The following is a 17307-nucleotide window of genomic DNA, read 5'->3' as shown; positions in this document are numbered from 1 at the left end:
GGCCGGCCGTGACGTTCGTGCGGACATGGGCGGGCACCGCGGCCCGGATCGTCCTCGCGGCGGTCCTGGGTTACGCGGGCTGGGTGAAGGTCCAGGACCTCACGGAGGCCGGCCGTACCGTCGCCCTCTACCAGCTCGTCCCCGAGGAGAGCGCACAACTCGTCGGCACTGCGGTGGCGTTCGTCGAGTTGGCGCTGGCCCTGCTGCTTCTCGCCGGGCTCGCCACCCGCGCCGTGGCGGCCGTCACCGCCCTGCTGATGGTCACGTACATCGCGGCCATCGCCTCGGTGTGGGCGCGCGGGATGTCCATCGACTGCGGCTGCTTCAGCAGCGGCGGCACCCTCACCGGCGGTGCGGAACGGGGCTACGCCGTCGACATCGCGCGCGACCTCGCCTTCCTCGGCGCCGCCGCGTTCCTGATCACCCGCCCGCGAACCCGTTACGCCCTGGACCGCTGGGTCCTGGAGACGAAGGAGCGATAGACATGCAGCCGTCGACGGACGCCCAGGTCCGGGACATGGTGCACCGGCGCCGGCGGCGCCGCCGCACTGTGCTGGTGTCGCTCGCGGCGGTGGTCACGGTGGCCGGCGCCGCGCTCGTCGGCGCCGGCCTCGTCCGGGCCACCGACACCGAGCCCGGCGAGGCGCCCGAGAAGGTCCCCGCCGGCGTGGCCGCCGACCGGGCCGGACTCGTCATGTCCGAGGGGCCGGTCCGCGTCGACCTCTACCTCGACTACCTCTGCCCCGAGTGCCGCATCACCGAGAAGGCCCTCGCGCCCGAACTGAGGAAGATGCAGGAACGCGGAGAGGTGCGCGTCGTCCACCATCCGGTCGCCTTCCTCGACGACCGCAGCGCGCCCGCCGGCTACTCCACCCGGGCCGCGTCCGCCGCCGCCTGCGCCGCGGACCATAACCGGTTCGAGCCCTACACGGCGGCGCTGTTCGACGAGCAGCCGCCGGAGCAGGGCCCCGGACTCGACACCGACCGCCTGGTCGCCCTCGGCCGGGACGTCGGCATCACCGGCGCGTCCTTCGAGCGGTGCGTCCGCGACGGCACGTACCGGCCCTGGGTGACGTACGTGTCCGATGTCGCCGCCTCCCGCGGGGTGGCTCTCACCCCGACCGTGAAGGTGGCCGGCAAGCGCGTGGAGCTCTCCGGACCCGACCGGGCGGAGGCATTCGTGCGAGCGGTGGAGGAGAGCCGTTCATGAGCCGCCTGACCGTGGCCCTGACCGGGGACTGCATGATGACGCGGGGTGCGCCGCTCACCTCCGACCCCTCCGCCGACCGGCTGGGCGAGGTGCTGCACACGGCCGACTTCGCCTTCACCAACCTGGAGGTCGCGCCCGCCACCGGACGCGGCCACCCCGTACCCGACGCGGCCAGCGGAGGCGGCCTGATCGCGGACCCCGCCGTTCTCGACGATGTGGCGGCGATGGGCTTCTCTGCCCTGAGCTGCGCCAACAACCATGCCCTCGACCTCGGCACGGAGGGCGTCCTCGGCACGGTGGACCTCTTGCGCGCCAAGAGGGTGCGGTTCGCGGGGATCGGCGCCGACCTCACCGCGGCCCGGCGCCCGGCCTACGTGGACCGGCCGGCCGGCAGCCTGGCGCTGATCGCGTGCACCGCCACCTTCCGGGACGGGCAACAGGCCGCCGCCCCGTCCCCCGACCTGCCGGGCCGGCCGGGACTCAGCCCGCTGCGGCACAGCGCGACGCTCCGGGTGACGGATGCGCAGCTGGAGGTGTTGCGGGAGATCGACGGCGCCACCGGGCTGCGGTCCCGGCGGACCGAGGCGCGCACCCTGCTCGGGTTCGACCCCGCCATGCCCGGACCGGGCCGGCTCGCGCTGTTCGGCACCCGGTTCGAGACCGCGGACACCCCGGGCCTGACCACCGCCTGCGACCCCCGGGACGTCCACGACATCACCCGCTGGGTGGCCGAGGCGCGCCGCCGCGCGGACCTGGTCCTGGTCAGCGTCCACTCCCACGAACCCGGCCCGACACCCGAGACCCCCGCCGAGTTCCTGCGGGACTTCGCCCACGCGGTGATCGACGCCGGCGCCGACGCCGTGGTCGGACACGGCCCGCACATGCTGCGCGGGGTGGAACTCCACCGGGGCCGGCCCGTCTTCCACAGCCTGGGCAACATCGTCAGCCAGATCGAACTGGCCGACCGCATCCCCTTCGAGGACTATGCGCGGGCCGGTACGGACGAGGCCCTCACCCCCGGCGGGTACTTCGAGCGGATCACCGCCCACGGCCGGCGGATGTTCGCCCCGCACCGCCGGTACTGGCAGTCGCTCGTGCCGGTGCTCACCTTCGACGACGGGGTTTTCACCGGCGCCCGGCTGCACCCGGTCGACCTGGGCTTCGGGCAGCCCGTGCACCGGCGGGGACGGCCCCGGGCGGCCGGTCCGGTCGACGCCAAGGAGATCCTCACCGACTTCGCGCGGCTCGCGGAGCCCTACGGCGTCACCGTCACCGTCGGGGACGACGGGACGGGGGAACTGGTGGCGGCGGAAACCTGACGGCGGCCGCCGGCCCGGCCGATAGGGTGTGCCGGGGGCAGGCTGACGAGGCGTCGGACCGCCGGGCCCGGCGGCGACCCGAGGTACGAGGGATGCGGAATGGCCGAGGCGGTCCGGGTCCTTATCGCGGACGACCAGGCGCTGCTGCGCGGGAGCTTCCGGGTCCTCGTCGACTCGACTCCCGGCATGGAGACGGTGGGGGAGGCGAGGGACGGCGCCGAGGCCGTCGCGCTCGCCCGTGAACTGACGCCGGACGTCGTCCTGATGGATCTGCGGATGCCCGTCATGGACGGGATCGCCGCCACTCGCGAGATCTGCTCCGACGCGTCGCTGGCGGCTGTACGGGTGCTGGCCCTCACGATGTTCGACATGGACGAGTACGTCTACCCGGCCCTCCAGGCGGGGGCGAGCGGCTTCATGCTGAAGGACGCCTCGCCGGACGACCTGGTCGCGGGCATCCGCGTCATCGCCACCGGAGAGGGCGTGCTGGCCCCCTCGGTCACCCGCCGGGTCATCGCGAACTTCTCCCACCAGGACACGGCCGCCCGGCCGGCCCCCCGGCTCGTCGGCCTCACCCCGCGTGAACAGGAGGTGCTCGTGCTGATCGCCAAGGGCCTGTCGAACGCGGAGATCGCCGACCACCTGGTGATCAGCCTGCCCACCGTGAAAACCCACGTGAGCAGCCTGCTCTCCAAGCTGAACGCACGCGACCGCGCCCAGCTGGTCATCGTCGCCTACGAGAGCGGCATCGCCGAGCGCGGGCTGCCGCCGGCCTGATCAGGGGGCGGCGGTTCCGGCCGCGCGAAGGGCGGTCCTCAGGGCGCGTCAGCCGCCCGGGCGGCCGGGCCGCGTTCCGCGCGCAGGAGTGCGCGGGCCGCCCGGAGGACGTCCTCGTCCTCTCCCGCACCGCAGGCGACGAGGACGCGGAGCAGCCGGGTTCCCCATACGTCCGGGTCCGTCGCGTGGGCGTCGAGGACACGGAGGCCGTAGGGGCCGCCCGTGTTGCCGGGGGCGGTCAGGCGTCGGCGGACCGCCTGCCTCAGCGCGTCGTGCAGGTCGTGGACGGTTCCGCGGGCCGGGCCCGTCAGTCCGGCCGCCGCTCCTGTGGTCAGCGCGGTGGCCACCAGTTCCGCTCCGGTCAACGTGGGTCCCTTCGGATGTGCGGGTTGTGCGCGTTCGCACCGGTCACTGTGTCCGCAGGTGCTGCAATGCTGATGAACCGGCGATGAAGTGCGGGAGCGGAGGCTCGGGTTGGGCGGGAATTCTCAGCGGCTGCGCATCGAGGTGCTCGGCCCGCTGCGGGCGTGGCGGGACGGAAGCCCTCTGGCCCTGGGGCCCGTCAGACGGCAGACCGTGCTGGCCGCCCTGCTGCTCCGGGACGGCGCCGTGGTGAGCCACGAGCACCTGCTCGACGGCGTCTGGGGAGCCGACCCGCCCGCGTCCGGCACCAAGGTGCTGGCCAGTCATGTCAATCCGCTGCGCAGGACGCTCGACCGGGCGGGGACCCGCCACACGGAGTCGGTGATCCGCAGCGGGAAGGGCTGGTACCGCTTCGTCCTGGACGACGTCCGCCTCGATCTAGCGGACCTCACCGAGCTGGGCGACCGGGCGCTGCGGACGAAGGCGAGCGGGGATCCGGCCGAAGCGGCACAGCAGTTGACCGACGCCCTCGCGCTGTTCCGGGGTGAGCCGCTGGCCCAGCTCTCCGGGCCGTTCGCCGCGGCCGAGCGGGAACGGCTCCTGGAGCGGCGGCGCACCCTGCGGCTGGCCCGGCTCTCGTGTCTGGTCGACCTCGGGCGGTACGGCGACGCCCTGGACGACGCGGCCCGTCTTCCCGAGGCCGACCGGTACGACGAGTCGATGCTGGCGCTGCGCATGCGCGCCCTCTACGGCTGGGCCGCACCTACGCCTCGGCCGGGCGGCCCGCCCGAGGCGCGGGAGCAGTTCCGCGTCGCGCTGGCCGTGCCGGGCGCCGACAGGTACCCGAAGGAGCACAAGCAGGCGGTCGAAGGGCTCGCCGCCACGGAGGGGCCGGTGCGGGCGGGCTGACCGGGTACGGGGGCCGGAAGGGAACGAGGCCCCGGTCGTTCACCTCTGGCGACCGGGGGGCCTCGTGAAGCGGATCGGCCGACGGCGACACTCCCCCGAGTTGCGCGTCCCACGCGCGCACCCCCGAGCCGGATCCGATGTAGTGATCACATCAAACCTTGCCAACGGATGGCTAACATGAGGCCAACGGATACCCATTCGGTCACCCGGAAGGCAGTGGTGCGGCGTGACACGGCGCGGGCTGCGCTTCGGACTGCTGGGAACGCCTGTTCTCTACGGCGGTGAGCCGGCGGGAGGTGTGCCCGGGCGGCACGGTGACACCCCCGTCCTCCCCGTGACCAGCCCGAAGCTCCGTACCCTCCTCGCCGTCCTGCTGCTCGACGCCGGGCGGGTCGTCTCCGTCGAGGTGCTGAAGGACGCCCTGTGGGGCGGGGCGCCGCCCGTCTCCGCGCTGCCCTCGCTGCACAACCACGTCGCCCGGCTGCGCCGCCTCCTCGACGAGCCCGGCCGGCTCCTCACCGTGCCCACGGGGTACGTCCTCCGCGTCGACGACGGCGAACTGGACGTCCAGGTCTTCGACGCCCACGTCGCCGCCGCACGTACCGCCCGCGCCGAGGGCGACTGGGAGCGGGTGCGCCGCGAGTGCCGGGCCGCGCTCGGGCTGTGGCGGGGCAGTCCGCTGGGGGGACCGGCGCCCGAGGTGGGCGGGTACGCCCTCGCGCGCCGCCTGGAGGAGGCGCGGCTGCTGCTCCACGAGTGGCGCTACGACGCCGAACTCGCCCTGGGCGACGACGGCCTGGCCGACCTCGTGCCCGAGCTGTCCGCCCTGGCCGCCGAGCATCCTTTGCGGGAGGCCTACCACCGTCAGCTCATGCTCGCCCTGCACCGCACCGGCCGTCAGGCGGAGGCCCTCGTCGTCCACCGTGATCTGCGCGCCCGGCTCGCCGACGAACTCGGTGTGGAGCCGGGGCGGCCCGTGCGCGAGGCGCACGTCGAGGTGCTGCGGGGGAGCGGGACGCGGGACGGCGCGTCCCGGTGGGTGCGGCCCGCGCAACTGCCGCCCGCGCCGGCCCCTTTCGTCGGGCGGGCGGACGTCCGGGAGAGCATCGCCCGGGCGCTCTCCGGGACGGACGCGGCCGGCGCCGTCGTCGTCAGCGGGACGGCCGGCGTCGGGAAGAGCGCCCTCGCGCTGCACGTCGCGCACGGCCTGCAGGAACGTTTCAGCGGTGGTCAGCTCCACCTCAACCTGCGGGGAACGGAGCCCGGTTCGACGCCCCTGACCGTCGAGGAGGCCCTCGCCTCACTCCTCCGCGACCTCGGCGTCCCCTCCGAAGGCGTCCCCCAACACCGTGACGCCGCCTCCGCTTTGCTGCGGTCCCTGCTCGCCCCCACCCGCACGTTGCTCGTGCTGGACGACGCCGCGAGCGCCGCCCAGGTGCGGCCGCTGCTGCCCGCCGGTCCCGGGTGCGGGGTCGTCGTCACCAGCCGGTCGCCCCTCACCGCCCTCGACGGCGCCGCCCGCTTCCCCCTCCGGCCGCTGAGCGACGAGGAGAGCGCCGCGCTGCTGCGCGCCGCGTCCGGACGGGACGGGATCACCGCCCGGCATCCGCTGGTCGCCCTCACCGGCCGGCTCCCGCTGGCGCTGCGCGTCGTCGCGGCCCGGCTCGCCGCCCGCCGGGCCCTCACCCCGGACGACCTCGCCGTCCAGCTCGCCTCCGCCGACAGCAGGCTGGACCTCCTCGACTACGACGACCTCGGCGTCCGCCGCTCACTCGACGCCGCCTTCGACGCCCTCACCGCCTCCGAGCGCCGCTCCGACCAGGACGCGGCCCTCGTCCTGCGCCTCATCGGCGCCCTCGGCCTGCCCTTCTGCGACGCCCCGTCGCTGGCGCGCCTCACCGGTGTCGACGAGGCGCGGGCCGAGGCGGCGCTGGAGCGGCTGGCGGACGTGGCCCTGCTGGAGGAGACCGCGTACGGGCGCTTCGAGCCGTACGACCTCGTGCGGGACTACGCCCGCGAACGGGCGGCGGAGCCCTGCGCGCACTCCCCGGCGGGGTGTCACTTCGCGTCGGCGTAGCACTCCACCACCGCCGTGGTGAAGGGGAACCGCACCGGCGTCTCCCCGAACGCGATCCGCCCCGCCTGCTCGGCGGCCTCGCGGATCGCCGCCGTCACCGCCTCCGTCTCCTCCTCGGGGCAGTGCACGATCACCTCGTCGTGCTGGAAGAAGACCAGCTCCGCCGCCATGCCGGTCAGTGCCCGGCGCAGGCCGGCGAGCAGCAGCAGCGCCCAGTCGGCCGCGCTGCCCTGCACCACGAAGTTACGGGCGAAACGGCCCCGGGCGCGGGCGTCGGTCGAGGCGTAACCGGGGGTCCACGCGCGGGCCGCCTCGGAGTCCGGCTCGTCGCCCGCCACCGGGATGCCGGCCTCCTCCACCGCGTCGTCCGTCGTCCGCGCGGCCGGCGGGCACGTGCGGCCCAGCCAGGTGCGGACCAGCCGGCCCTCCTCGCCCGCGCGCGCCGCCTCGTCGACGTACGCCACGGCCTGGGGGAAGCGGCGGCGCAGTGCGGCGAGGTTCTTCAGGCCGTCACCGGAGGTCTGCCCGTACACCGCGCCCAGGACGGCGATCTTGGCGCGGTCGCGGTCGCCGGAGAAGGCACGCTCGGACACCGCCTGGTAGAGGTCGCTCTCCCGGCCGGCCACCTCCATCAGCCCGGGGTCACGGGAGATCGCCGCCAGCACGCGCGGCTCCATCTGGTCGGCGTCGGCGACGACGAGCCGCCACCCGGGGTCGGCGACCGCCGCGCGGCGGATCACCTTGGGGATCTGCAGGGCGCCCCCGCCGTGGGTGACCCAGCGGCCGGTCACCGTGCCGCCCGCGAGGAACTCCGGGCGGAAGCGGCCGTCGCGCACCCAGTCCTGCAGCCAGGACCAGCCGTGCGCGACCCAGATCCGGTACAGCTTCTTGTACTCCAGCAGAGGCTTCACCGCCGGATGGTCGACCGACCCGATCTCCCAGCGGCGCGTGGACGTCACTTTGATCCCGGCCTGCGCGAACGCCTTGATCACGTCGGCCGGGAGGTCGGGCCGGACCCGGCGGCCGAAGGCGGCGGACACCTCGTCGGCCAGCTCGGCCAGCCGGCGCGGCTCGCCGCCGCCCGCGTACCGCTCGCCCAGCAGGTCGTGCAGCAGCGCGCGGTGCACGTCCGCCCGCCAGGGCAGCCCCGCGCGGTTCATCTCGGCGGCGATCAGCATGCCCGCCGACTCGGCGGCGGTCAGCAGACGCATCCGGTCGGGGTGCGCGGTGGCGTCGATGCGCCGCTGCTGCTCGGCGTAGACCGTGAGCAGGTCGGCCGGCGGCAGCGGGGCCGCCCGCGGGTCGAACAGCGACGACTGGGCGCCCGGCTCCGCCGGCCGCTGCGGCGGGTCGGGCGGCACGGGTCCGCCGCGCAGCCGGGCCAGCGCGGCCGCGGCCGAACGCGGCTCCCCGTACCGCCCCTCGTGGCCGAGGAGCAGGGTCTCGGCGGCCTCGACGTCGTACGCCCGCTCCACTCGCACCCCCGTGGCGAGCAGACGCGGGTAGACCTCGGCCGTGGACCGCCACACCCACCGGGCGACGCCCGGACGGCTCCGTACGGCCTCGGCGAGGTCCGCCTCGCGCCGCACCGGGCCGGAGGGCAGCCCGTCCGGGCCGAGGGGGGCGACGTCCACGCCACCGTCCTCGGCCGGAGCGAGCACCCACCGGCCGGCCATGTACGCGAGTGTCGCAGGAGGGTGTGACAACGGCCTGGTGGGAGCGGGTGGGGCCGCTGTGGGTCAGCCCTCCTGCGCCGGCTCGTCCCCCGTCTTCGTCTCCACGTACTGCGCGAGCATGCCGGCCACGTACCGCTCGGTGGCGTCCTTGGTGACGCCGAGGCCGCTCAGCACTCCGGTGCCGTTCTCGTGTTCCAGGAGGGCGAGCAGGATGTGCTCGGTGCCGATGTAGTTGTGGCCGAGGCGCAGCGCCTCGCGGAAGGTCAGTTCCAGCACCTTCTTGGCCGCAGAGTTGTACGGCACCAGCTCCGGGGCGGCCTCGGCGGCCGGCGGCAGCGCCGCGCGCGCGGCCTCGCGGACCGCGTCCACGGTGACGCCCTGCTCGGTGATCGCCTTGACGGCCAGGCCCTGCGGTTCGGCCAGCAGCCCGAGGACCAGGTGCTCGGGAACCATCTCGGCGTTGCGGGCGGCCTGCGCCTCGTTGTGCCCGGCCATGACCGTGTTGCGGGCGCGGGGTGTGAAGCGGTCGAAGCCCTGGTTCGGGTCGAGGTCGTTGCCCCCCTGGGGGACGAAGCGCTTCTGGGCGGCCTGCCGGGTGACGCCCATGCTCCTGCCGATGTCGGTCCAGGAGGCGCCGGAGCGCCGGGCCTGGTCGACGAAGTGGCCGATCAGGTGGTCCGCGACGTCGCCGAGGTGCTCGCCTGCGAGCACCGCGTCCTGGAGCTGTTCGAGCGGTTCGTCGTGGACCGTCTTGATGGCCGCGATGAGGTCGTCGAGACGGACGGATGACTTGATGGCGGGGTTCGTCATGTGTCAACCGTAAGTTGACAGTCCCGGAGTGTCAACCCGTCGTTGACACTTCGGGGTGACAGGACGCGGCGTGGCACGATCGGCCCTGTGAGTACGTCCGGCACCGTCGACCGCGCCTTCCGTTCCGCCCTCTACGACACGGGCGACGACACCCTCGACACGGGGGCCTCCCTGCTCGCCGCCGACCCCGCCGCGGATGCCGAGCTCGCCCGGCGCGGCGAGGACCTCGTCGCGTCCGCCTGGCAGCGGGGGTGGCAGCCCGCGGACGTCGTCCGGGTGGTGCGGCGGGAGCTGGACGAGACGCACGCCCGTCTGGCCGGGTCCCTGATTCGCGCCCAGGCCCTGCGGGACGGGCGGGTGCGGGGGGCGCGCTGGGAGGCGCAGGTCGCCGGGCTGCCGACCTCCGAGGCGGCTGCGCGCGCTGACCGGTTCTCGTACGCCACCGCCGTTCTGGAGCTGTACCGGCTGCTGCTGCGGCTGCCCGCGCTGGAGCCGCTCGACGAGGCGGCGGGGGCGGGGGAGCCGCCCGGTGGGCGGGAGCGGAAGCCGGAGTCGCGGATGCTCGGGCGCATCCGGGCGCTGCTGGCGAAGGCCGAGGCGACCGGGTTCCCGGAGGAGGCGGAGGCGCTGAGCGCCAAGGCGCAGGAGCTGATGGCGCGGCACAGCGTCGACGAGGCGCTGCTCGCCGCGCGGGCAGCCGTCACGGAGGGGCCGGACGCCGTCCGGATCGGGGTGGACCCGCCGTACGAGCAGGCCAAGGCGGTGCTGCTGGACGCGGTGGCCGCCGCGAACCACTGCCGGGCGGTGTGGAACGAGGCGTTCGGCTTTTCGACCGTGGTGGGGTTCGCCTCCGACCTGGAGGCGGTCGAGCTGCTCTACACCTCGCTGCTGGTGCAGGCGACCGGTGCGATGACCAGGGCGGAGGCGGCGCAGCGGGCGGGTGGGCGGAAGCGGACGAAGACGTTTCGGCAGTCTTTCCTGGCTGCGTACGCCCACCGGGTGGGGGTGCGGTTGGCGGCGGCTGCGGCCGAGGTGCCGGTGGGGGAGGATCTGCTGCCGGTGCTGGCGTCGCGCGAGGTCGCTGTGGGGGAGCGGATGGACCGGCTGTTCCCGGAGACGACCACCACGCGGTTGCGCGGGGTGAGTGATGCGGCGGGGTGGGAGGAAGGGAGTCGGGCGGCCGACGCGGCGCAGGTGCGGGGGCGGAAGCGATTGCCCTGACCCGGGGCCGCAGGGTCGTCGGGCGCTGTGCGTCGCCGACCGGGGGCGCCGGCTGCGCCCACCCTCCCCCGCTCGCGGCTCCGCTCGAGCGGGGGAGGTGCTCCGCGGACGGCGGCGGGCCGCGTCCTACGAACCCAGGCCCTCCGTCGGCAGCCCCGGAGGCAGTGAGCCGCCCTCTGCCTTGGTGTACGTCTCCTCGCCCGCCGCGCCCTCCCACGTGACCGTGAGGGACTTCCCGTCGACCGACGTCACCGTCCCCTTGGTGCGGCCGCCGTCGCCCGTCGGGCACTTCAGGGTGATCGTCGGCTCGGTGTCGCCCTTGGCCGTGCCGCTGCACACCGTGCCGCCCGTGGCGAAGAGGGCCGCCTCCTCGCCGTTGACCATCAGGACCACCGCCTTGCCGTCCGCGGTGGTGAGCCAGCTGCCCTGGAGGCCGCCGGGGGCGCCGTCGGAGCCGCCCGTGCCGCCGCCGGAGTCCGCGGTCCGTGTGACGGCCGGGGTGGGCGTGGCCGAGGAGTCGTCCGAACCGCCGCCGTCGCCGCACGCCGTCAGGGTCAGTGCGCCGGCCAGCCCCACGGCCGCGGCCGTCCACCGGGCCCGCCCGGAACGCCCCGCGCGCGTGCGTGCCGGACCCATCTGCTCCACCGAAGCCTCCACAGTCACCGCTGTCCCCTCCCTGGCGCCGGCCCGGGCGGCCGGACGACCGGTGTCAGCTAACAGGAACCGCCCCGCGCCCGGCCAGGGCTGCGTGACGGACCTCGCACCATCGCCGTCGGCCCGCCCTGAACACATCACCGCCCGCCCATCGGAAGGGCACATGAGGGAACAGGAACGCACCCGCGTGCGTCTCTAAGGCAGCGGGGCTCGGTCGAACCTCCGTCAAGGCGGGCACCGCGGGGCCGGTGAGGCTGTAACCGCCCCGACACCCCTCGTGCACGTGCATCCGCTCATGCATATGCACGTGAACGGAGCTATGATCCGGGTCAGTTGACCACTGCATCAATGGCCACACCAGCCAGTGCACCAGCGGGGAGCGACCTGTGGACCACGACGTGTACGACGGTGACGGGCACGACGGTGCCGGCGCGACCGGCGTGTACAACGGCATGGCGGCCGCGCGGCTGGACGGTGTGGCCTGGCAGAAGAGCAGGCACAGCAACTCGCAGGGGTCCTGCGTGGAGTTCGCCCGGCTTCCGGGCGGGGAGGTCGCGGTGCGCAACTCCCGTTTCCCCGAAGGCCCCGCGCTCGTCTACACCCGTGCGGAGATCGAGGCCATGCTGCTGGGTGTGAAGGACGGGGAGTTCGACCACCTGGTCGCCGGCTGACCGCGGAGGGCCCCGGCTCCCGCGGTCAGCCGCCCTGTCAGGCGTGACGCGCGTAGACAAGCGGCACGCGCGTGTGCCGTACGGAGATCAGGGCCGCGGGAGCCGGAACAGCGCCCACACCACCTTGCCGCTGAGCGCGCCGGCCAGCGGGTGCCAGCCCCAGCTGTCGCTGAAGGAGTCGACCAGGAACAGTCCGCGCCCCGACTCGGCGGAGCAGTCCTCGGACAGATCCTCCGGCTCCCGGGTGACCGGGCCCTCGTCGCTGGGGTCGCGCACCGCGCACACCAGCCGCTCGGTCCACCGCATCAGGTGCAGCCGCACCGGGGGCTCCGGGGCGGCGAGGTGCGGGGTGTTCGCCGGCAGGGCGTGGCGCAGGGCGTTGGTGACGAGTTCGGAGACCACCAGGCAGACGTCGTCGAAGCGGTCCCCGAGGTGCCACTGGTCGAGGGTGCCCCGGGTGAAGTGCCGTGCCTCGCGCACCGCTTCGTAACGGGCGTGCAGGGCGCAGGAGGCGGCGTCCGAGGCGGCCGCGAGGTTCAGCGGCGGAAGGCCCTGCCGTAACGGCTCGAGCATGGTCGATCCATTCGTCCCCATGCGAGGCACTCCCGGGAATTCGCGGTCGTAGCGAGGCGGCGGTGGTGCGGGGACCATGGTTTCGGATGCGCACAGCAGATGCAAGGGCAGATGCACGTGCAGCTGACCGAAATCAGCCCTGCCGTTCTGGTTTGTTGGGCAATTTTTCCGTCATCCCGCGTCTTCTCCTGGCTGTTCTCTTGTCCCCTCGTTGCGTCGGGGTGCCCGTTCCGTGCTGCTTCCTGACCGGATCGAGCGGACGAATTCCGTTTGTGTAATCGGGTGAGTACTGCTCGGAGTGTTTTAGTGGCAGACTGCGGGCCCTGAAGACGTTGGGGAGGCTGTCGAACGTGAGCGCGGGAGAGCCGGGATCGGTGGTGCGGCGCATGCTGCTCGGATCACAACTCAGGCGACTGCGTGAGGCGCGGGGGATCACGCGCGAGGCCGCGGGCTACTCGATCCGCGCCTCGGAATCGAAGATCAGCCGGATGGAGCTGGGCCGGGTGAGCTTCAAGACCAGGGACGTGGAAGACCTGCTGACGCTGTACGGCATCACGGACGAGCAGGAGCGGGCCTCGCTGGTCTCCCTCGCCAAGGAGGCCAACGTGGCGGGCTGGTGGCACAGCTACTCGGACGTCCTGCCCAGCTGGTTCCCCACCTACGTCGGCCTGGAGGGCGCGGCCTCGCTGCTGCGCGCCTACGAGGTGCAGTTCGTGCACGGACTGCTGCAGACCGAGGAGTACGCCCGCGCGGTGGTGCGGCGCGGCATGAAGAGCGCGAGCGACGCCGACGTGGAGCGCCGGGTGGCGCTGCGGCTCGAGCGGCAGAAGTACCTGGTCGCGGAGAACGCCCCCGAGTTCCACGTGGTGCTCGACGAGGCGGCGCTGCGCCGGCCCTACGGCGACCGCGCGGTGATGCGCGGGCAGCTCCAGCATCTGATCGACGTGTCCGAGCGGCCCAACGTCCGTCTCCAGGTGGTGCCGTTCAGCATGGGCGGTCACTCCGGGGAGTCCGGCGCCTTCACCATCCTCAGCTTCCCCGAGTCCGACCTCTCGGACGTGGTGTACCTGGAACAGCTCACCAGCGCGCTCTACCTGGACAAGCCCGAGGACGTGGCCCAGTACGAGAAGGCGCTCAAGGAGCTGCAGCACGACAGCCCGGGTCCCGACGAGAGCCGGGACCTGCTCCGGGGGCTGCTCCAGCTGTCCTGAGGGCGACCCCGGTTGTCTCAAGGCCCCCTTCAACTCCCTTTGCACACAAGTACGATGACGTTCGATCACGCCCCGGTGTGCTGATCGTGTTTCTGCTGACGCAGCAAGGGATCGAGGGATCGCATGTCGTCGTACTTCACCGACCTGGCTCAGCAGTACATCGACGGTGAGTGGCGCCAGGGCACCGGCTCCTGGGACATCATCGACTTCAACCCGTACGACGACGAGAAGCTCGCGTCGATCACCATCGCCACAGTCGACGAGGTCGACCAGGCGTACCGGGCGGCCGCCCGCGCGCAGAAGGAATGGGCGGCCACCAACCCCTACGCCCGCCGCGCGGTGTTCGAGAAGGCGCTCCGGCTGGTCGAGGAGCGTGAGGAGGAGATCGCCGAGGCGATCGTCGCCGAACTGGGCGGCACCCGGCTGAAGGCCGCCTTCGAGCTGCACCTCGCCAAGGAGTTCCTGCGCGAGTCGGTGCACCTGGCGCTGGCCCCCGAGGGGCGGATCATCCCCTCGCCGGTGGACGGCAAGGAGAACCGCGTCTACCGCGAGCCGGTCGGCGTGGTCGGCGTGATCAGCCCGTTCAACTTCCCCTTCCTGCTGTCGCTGAAGTCCGTCGCGCCCGCGCTCGCGCTGGGCAACGGCGTGGTGCTCAAGCCGCACCAGAACACCCCGGTCGTCGGCGGCTCCCTGGTCGCGAAGCTCTTCGAGGACGCGGGGCTGCCCGCCGGGCTGCTCAACGTCGTGATCACCGACATCGCGGAGATAGGCGACGCCTTCATCGAGCACCCGGTGCCGAAGGTCATCTCCTTCACCGGCTCCGACGAGGTCGGCCGGCACGTCGCGACCGTCTGCGCCTCGCTCTTCAAGCGCGCGGTGCTGGAACTGGGGGGCAACAGCGCGCTGGTGGTGCTGGACGACGCCGACGTGGACTACGCCGTGGACGCGGCCGTGTTCAGCCGGTACGTCCACCAGGGCCAGGTCTGCATGGCCGCCAACCGCATCCTGGTCGACCGGGCGGTGGCCGACGAGTTCACCGAGAAGTTCGTCGCCAAGGTGCGTACGCTCAAGGCCGGCGACCCGCGTGACCCGCGGACCGTCATCGGCCCGGTGATCAACGCCCGGCAGGCGGACGCCCTCACCGGCGTCGTCGAGCAGGCCCTCGCCGAGGGCGCCACGGCCCTGGTACGCGGTGGACGCAGCAACAACCTGCTCGAGCCGTCCGTCGTCACCGGGCTGCCGGCCGACTCCGCCCTGCTGCGGCAGGAGGTCTTCGGCCCCGTCGCCTTCCTCGTCCCGTTCGACGGCGAGGAGGAGGCGGTGCGCCTGGTGAACGACACCCCCTACGGACTCAGCGGCGCCGTGCACACCGGGGACGTGGAGCGGGGCGTGCGGTTCGCGAAGCGGATCGACACCGGGATGTTCCACGTCAACGACGGCACCGTGCACGACGAGCCGATCGTCCCCTTCGGCGGTGAGAAGCACTCGGGCGTGGGCCGGCTGAACGGCGACACCATGCTGGACGCCTTCACCACCACCAAGTGGATCTCCGTGCAGCACGGCCGCAGCGGCTTCCCGTTCTGAGCCGTCCGGTTCCGAGCCGTCCGGTGCGTTCGCGCAGGCCGCTCCCGGCGCAGCCCGGGCGCGGCCTACGCTGGTCGGCATGTCAGTGATCCGTCTCCTCGTGCTCGGCGCGGTGCGCCAGCACGGGCGGGCCCACGGCTACCAGGTGCGCAACGACCTGGAGTACTGGGGCGCGCACGAGTGGTCCAACGCCAAGCCCGGCTCGATCTACCACGCGCTGAAGCAGATGGCCAAGCAGGGGCTGCTCGTCGCGCACGAGACCGCCCCCTCCACGGCCGGCGGCCCGCCGCGCACCGAGTACGAGGTCACCGAACAGGGCACCGAGGAGTACTTCCGGCTGCTGCGCGAGGCGCTGACCTCCTACGACCAGAAGCCGGACGTGCTCTCGGCGGGGCTCGGCCTGATGGTCGACCTGGAGCGCGAGGAGGCCCTCGCCCTGCTGGAGCGCCGGCTGGCGTCGATCGAGGAGTGGCGCAAGGAGGTCACGGAGTACTACGTCCCCGAAGGCGGGCCCGGTCGGCTGGGGCACATCGGCGAGATCATGGACTTCTGGCTCCACTCGGCGGACACCGGGGCAGCGTGGACACGCGGCCTCATCGCGCGCGTCCGGGGCGGCGCCTACACCTTCGCCGGCGAGGGCGAGCCGTTCGTCGGCGTGCTCGCCGAGGGCGAGGAGAACCCGTACGCGACGGGACAGCGGCACGCGGGGGACACCGAGTAAGCAAGTCTGACGAGTGGGGGTCGCGGGTACGAAGGGGGTTCCGGCGTCCGACGCGGCGATCACCGTCGAACTGGTCCGGCTCCCGTCCGCCCGGGAGCCGGACCGACGGCTCAGTGGTGGAACCCGGTCGCCGCGTTCCGGTCCCGGGTGAGCGGGTGCGGCTGGCTCCGCAGTTCCGGCAGCAGCCGGGTCAGGTCCTCGGCGAACAGGTCGGCGAGGTCCTCGGAGAAGCCGTTGCGGCACACCACCCGCAGCACCGCGAGGTCCTGACGGTTCGCCGGGAAGGTGTACGCCGGCACCAGCCAGCCGTTCTCCCGCAGCCGCCGCGCCACGTCGAACACGTCGAACGCCGTCATGTCCGGCGCGGTGGTGAACGCGAACACCGGCAGTTCGTCGCCGCGGGTGAGCAGCCGGAAGTCGCCGAGTGCCTCGATCCGCGCGGACAGTCCCATGGCCACGTCCCGCGCGGTTTGCTGCACCGCGCGGTAGCCGTCCCGGCCCAGCCGCAGGAAGGAGTAGTACTGCGCCACCACCTGGGCGCCCGGCCGGGAGAAGTTCAGCGCGAACGTGGGCAGGTCGCCGCCCAGGTAGTTCACCCGGAACACCAGCTCCTCGGGCAGCGCCGCCGCGTCCCGCCACAGCACCCAGCCCACGCCCGGGTACACCAGTCCGTACTTGTGCCCCGAGGTGTTGACGGACGCCACCCGGTCCAGGCGGAAGTCCCACACCAGCTCCTCGTCGAGGAACGGCGCGATCATCGCCCCCGACGCGCCGTCGACGTGCACCGGGACGTCGAGGCCCGTGCGCTCCTGGAGGTCGTCCAGGGCCGCGCACAGCTCGGCGACCGGCTCGTAGGACCCGTCGAAGGTGGAGCCGAGGACGCCGACGACCCCGATGGTGTTCTCGTCGCACAGCTCCGCGGCGGCCGCCGGGTCGATGTGGAACCGGTCGCCCTCCATGGGCACCTGACGGGGCTCCACCTCCCAGAAGGTGCAGAACTTGTCCCAGCACACCTGGACGTTCACGCCCATCACCAGGTTGGGACGGGCCTCCCGCGACGGGTAACGGCCGGCGTTGCGCAGTGCCCAGCGCCGCTTCAGGGCCAGGCCGGCCAGCATGCACGCCTCGCTGGACCCGGTGGTCGAGCAGCCCACGGCGGCGGCCGGGTCGGGTGCGTTCCACAGGTCGGCGAGCATCGCCACACAGCGCCGCTCCAGTTCGGCGGTGCGCGGGTACTCGTCCTTGTCGATCATGTTCTTGTCGCGGCACTCCGCCATCAGCCGCCCGGCCTCCGGCTCCATCCAGGTGGTGACGAAGGTGGCCAGGTTGAGCCGGGCGTTGCCGTCCAGCATCAGCTCGTCGTGCACCAGCTGGTACGCCGTCGACGGGGCCATGGGGCCGTCCGGCAGCCGGTGCCTGGGCGGCGCCTCGGTCATTCCCCCGACCGGGTTGGCGGGCCCCAGGACGGGGTTGACGGACATCGGTCGCTCGCCGGCCGGCCGACCGGGGTGCAGCGGCATGGTTCCTCCGT

General features: G+C 73.3%; 17 protein-coding genes. 11 read left to right on the top strand and 6 right to left on the bottom strand.

What is annotated here, in order from left to right:
- The first annotated feature begins 8 nt into the window (after positions 1-8).
- The 4 genes from ELQ39_RS13985 to ELQ39_RS13970 all read left to right on the top strand — a co-directional run bounded on the left by ELQ39_RS13985 (position 9) and on the right by ELQ39_RS13970 (position 3306).
- Entirely contained in the window at positions 9-482 is a 474-nt protein-coding gene (locus ELQ39_RS13985; RefSeq protein WP_242592077.1) for a MauE/DoxX family redox-associated membrane protein, read from the top strand.
- Positions 483-484: 2 nt separating this feature from the next.
- Positions 485-1210: a DsbA family protein gene (locus tag ELQ39_RS13980; protein WP_242592076.1), complete on the top strand. Its 726-nt coding sequence runs from the start codon at positions 485-487 to the stop codon at positions 1208-1210.
- Complete coding sequence (gene mslH / locus ELQ39_RS13975) at positions 1207-2529, top strand: lasso peptide C-terminal Trp epimerase (protein ID WP_242592075.1); 1323 nt, start codon at positions 1207-1209, stop codon at positions 2527-2529. The genes ELQ39_RS13980 and mslH overlap by 4 nt, the downstream gene beginning before the upstream one ends.
- A 99-nt stretch (positions 2530-2628) precedes the next feature.
- Entirely contained in the window at positions 2629-3306 is a 678-nt protein-coding gene (locus ELQ39_RS13970) for a response regulator (RefSeq protein WP_242592074.1), read from the top strand.
- A gap of 38 nt (positions 3307-3344) precedes the next feature.
- Here the strand turns inward: ELQ39_RS13970 and ELQ39_RS13965 are convergent, their stop codons facing one another.
- Positions 3345-3671 carry a hypothetical protein gene (locus tag ELQ39_RS13965; RefSeq protein WP_242592073.1) on the bottom strand — a complete coding sequence of 109 codons (327 nt, stop codon included), beginning with the start codon at positions 3669-3671 and terminating at the stop codon, positions 3345-3347.
- Positions 3672-3780: 109 nt separating this feature from the next.
- Here ELQ39_RS13965 and ELQ39_RS13960 point away from each other — a divergent pair, with 109 nt between their 5' ends.
- Together ELQ39_RS13960 and ELQ39_RS13955 are read left to right on the top strand one after the other, a co-directional pair.
- Positions 3781-4578, top strand: coding sequence for an AfsR/SARP family transcriptional regulator (locus ELQ39_RS13960; protein ID WP_242592072.1), 798 nt, complete (start codon positions 3781-3783; stop codon positions 4576-4578).
- A 226-nt stretch (positions 4579-4804) separates the two neighbouring features.
- The gene (locus tag ELQ39_RS13955) at positions 4805-6655 is read left to right on the top strand and encodes an AfsR/SARP family transcriptional regulator (RefSeq protein WP_242592071.1); all 1851 of its coding nucleotides are present in this window, start codon (positions 4805-4807) and stop codon (positions 6653-6655) included.
- On the opposite strand, the gene ELQ39_RS13950 is transcribed toward ELQ39_RS13955, so the two are convergent.
- Both ELQ39_RS13950 and ELQ39_RS13945 read right to left on the bottom strand, forming a co-directional pair.
- Entirely contained in the window at positions 6637-8331 is a 1695-nt protein-coding gene (locus ELQ39_RS13950) for a bifunctional 3'-5' exonuclease/DNA polymerase (protein ID WP_242592070.1), read from the bottom strand. The two genes, ELQ39_RS13955 and ELQ39_RS13950, sit on opposite strands and share 19 nt — an antisense overlap.
- Before the next feature lie 63 nt (positions 8332-8394).
- Positions 8395-9141, bottom strand: a complete 747-nt coding sequence (locus tag ELQ39_RS13945; RefSeq protein WP_242592069.1) for a Clp protease N-terminal domain-containing protein — start codon at positions 9139-9141, stop codon at positions 8395-8397.
- A gap of 87 nt (positions 9142-9228) precedes the next feature.
- On the opposite strand from ELQ39_RS13945, the gene ELQ39_RS13940 reads away from it, so the two are divergent.
- Positions 9229-10362 carry a DUF2786 domain-containing protein gene (locus tag ELQ39_RS13940; protein WP_242592068.1) on the top strand — a complete coding sequence of 378 codons (1134 nt, stop codon included), beginning with the start codon at positions 9229-9231 and terminating at the stop codon, positions 10360-10362.
- Between the two features lie 126 nt (positions 10363-10488).
- Here the strand turns inward: ELQ39_RS13940 and ELQ39_RS13935 are convergent, their stop codons facing one another.
- Positions 10489-10998, bottom strand: coding sequence for a hypothetical protein (locus tag ELQ39_RS13935; RefSeq protein ID WP_242595608.1), 510 nt, complete (start codon positions 10996-10998; stop codon positions 10489-10491).
- Between the two features lie 404 nt (positions 10999-11402).
- Here ELQ39_RS13935 and ELQ39_RS13930 point away from each other — a divergent pair, with 404 nt between their 5' ends.
- Positions 11403-11687 (top strand): DUF397 domain-containing protein, encoded by a 285-nt coding sequence (locus tag ELQ39_RS13930; RefSeq protein ID WP_190004753.1) that lies wholly within the window; start codon positions 11403-11405, stop codon positions 11685-11687.
- 87 nt (positions 11688-11774) lie between these two features.
- Here the strand turns inward: ELQ39_RS13930 and ELQ39_RS13925 are convergent, their stop codons facing one another.
- Positions 11775-12260, bottom strand: coding sequence for an ATP-binding protein (locus tag ELQ39_RS13925; protein ID WP_190004754.1), 486 nt, complete (start codon positions 12258-12260; stop codon positions 11775-11777).
- Positions 12261-12646: 386 nt separating this feature from the next.
- Here ELQ39_RS13925 and ELQ39_RS13920 point away from each other — a divergent pair, with 386 nt between their 5' ends.
- From ELQ39_RS13920 to ELQ39_RS13910, 3 genes are all read left to right on the top strand, one after another.
- A complete protein-coding gene (locus ELQ39_RS13920; RefSeq protein WP_242595607.1) occupies positions 12647-13471 on the top strand; it encodes a helix-turn-helix domain-containing protein in 825 nt (274 codons plus the stop codon).
- A gap of 123 nt (positions 13472-13594) precedes the next feature.
- Positions 13595-15055 carry an aldehyde dehydrogenase family protein gene (locus tag ELQ39_RS13915; RefSeq protein ID WP_190004755.1) on the top strand — a complete coding sequence of 487 codons (1461 nt, stop codon included), beginning with the start codon at positions 13595-13597 and terminating at the stop codon, positions 15053-15055.
- A gap of 79 nt (positions 15056-15134) precedes the next feature.
- Positions 15135-15776, top strand: coding sequence for a helix-turn-helix transcriptional regulator (locus ELQ39_RS13910; RefSeq protein ID WP_242592067.1), 642 nt, complete (start codon positions 15135-15137; stop codon positions 15774-15776).
- Between the two features lie 110 nt (positions 15777-15886).
- Here ELQ39_RS13910 and ELQ39_RS13905 read toward each other — a convergent pair whose 3' ends face one another.
- On the bottom strand, positions 15887-17296 hold the full coding sequence (locus ELQ39_RS13905; protein ID WP_242592066.1) for a glutamate decarboxylase: 1410 nt from the start codon (positions 17294-17296) through the stop codon (positions 15887-15889).
- Positions 17297-17307: the final 11 nt, after the last annotated feature.

The sequence above is a fragment of the Streptomyces sp. GB4-14 genome, assembly GCF_022696125.1.
GTDB classification, from domain to species: domain Bacteria; phylum Actinomycetota; class Actinomycetes; order Streptomycetales; family Streptomycetaceae; genus Streptomyces; species Streptomyces werraensis.
The sequence above is the reverse complement of the archived record's forward strand: the minus strand, read 5'-3'. Positions and strand labels throughout refer to the sequence as shown.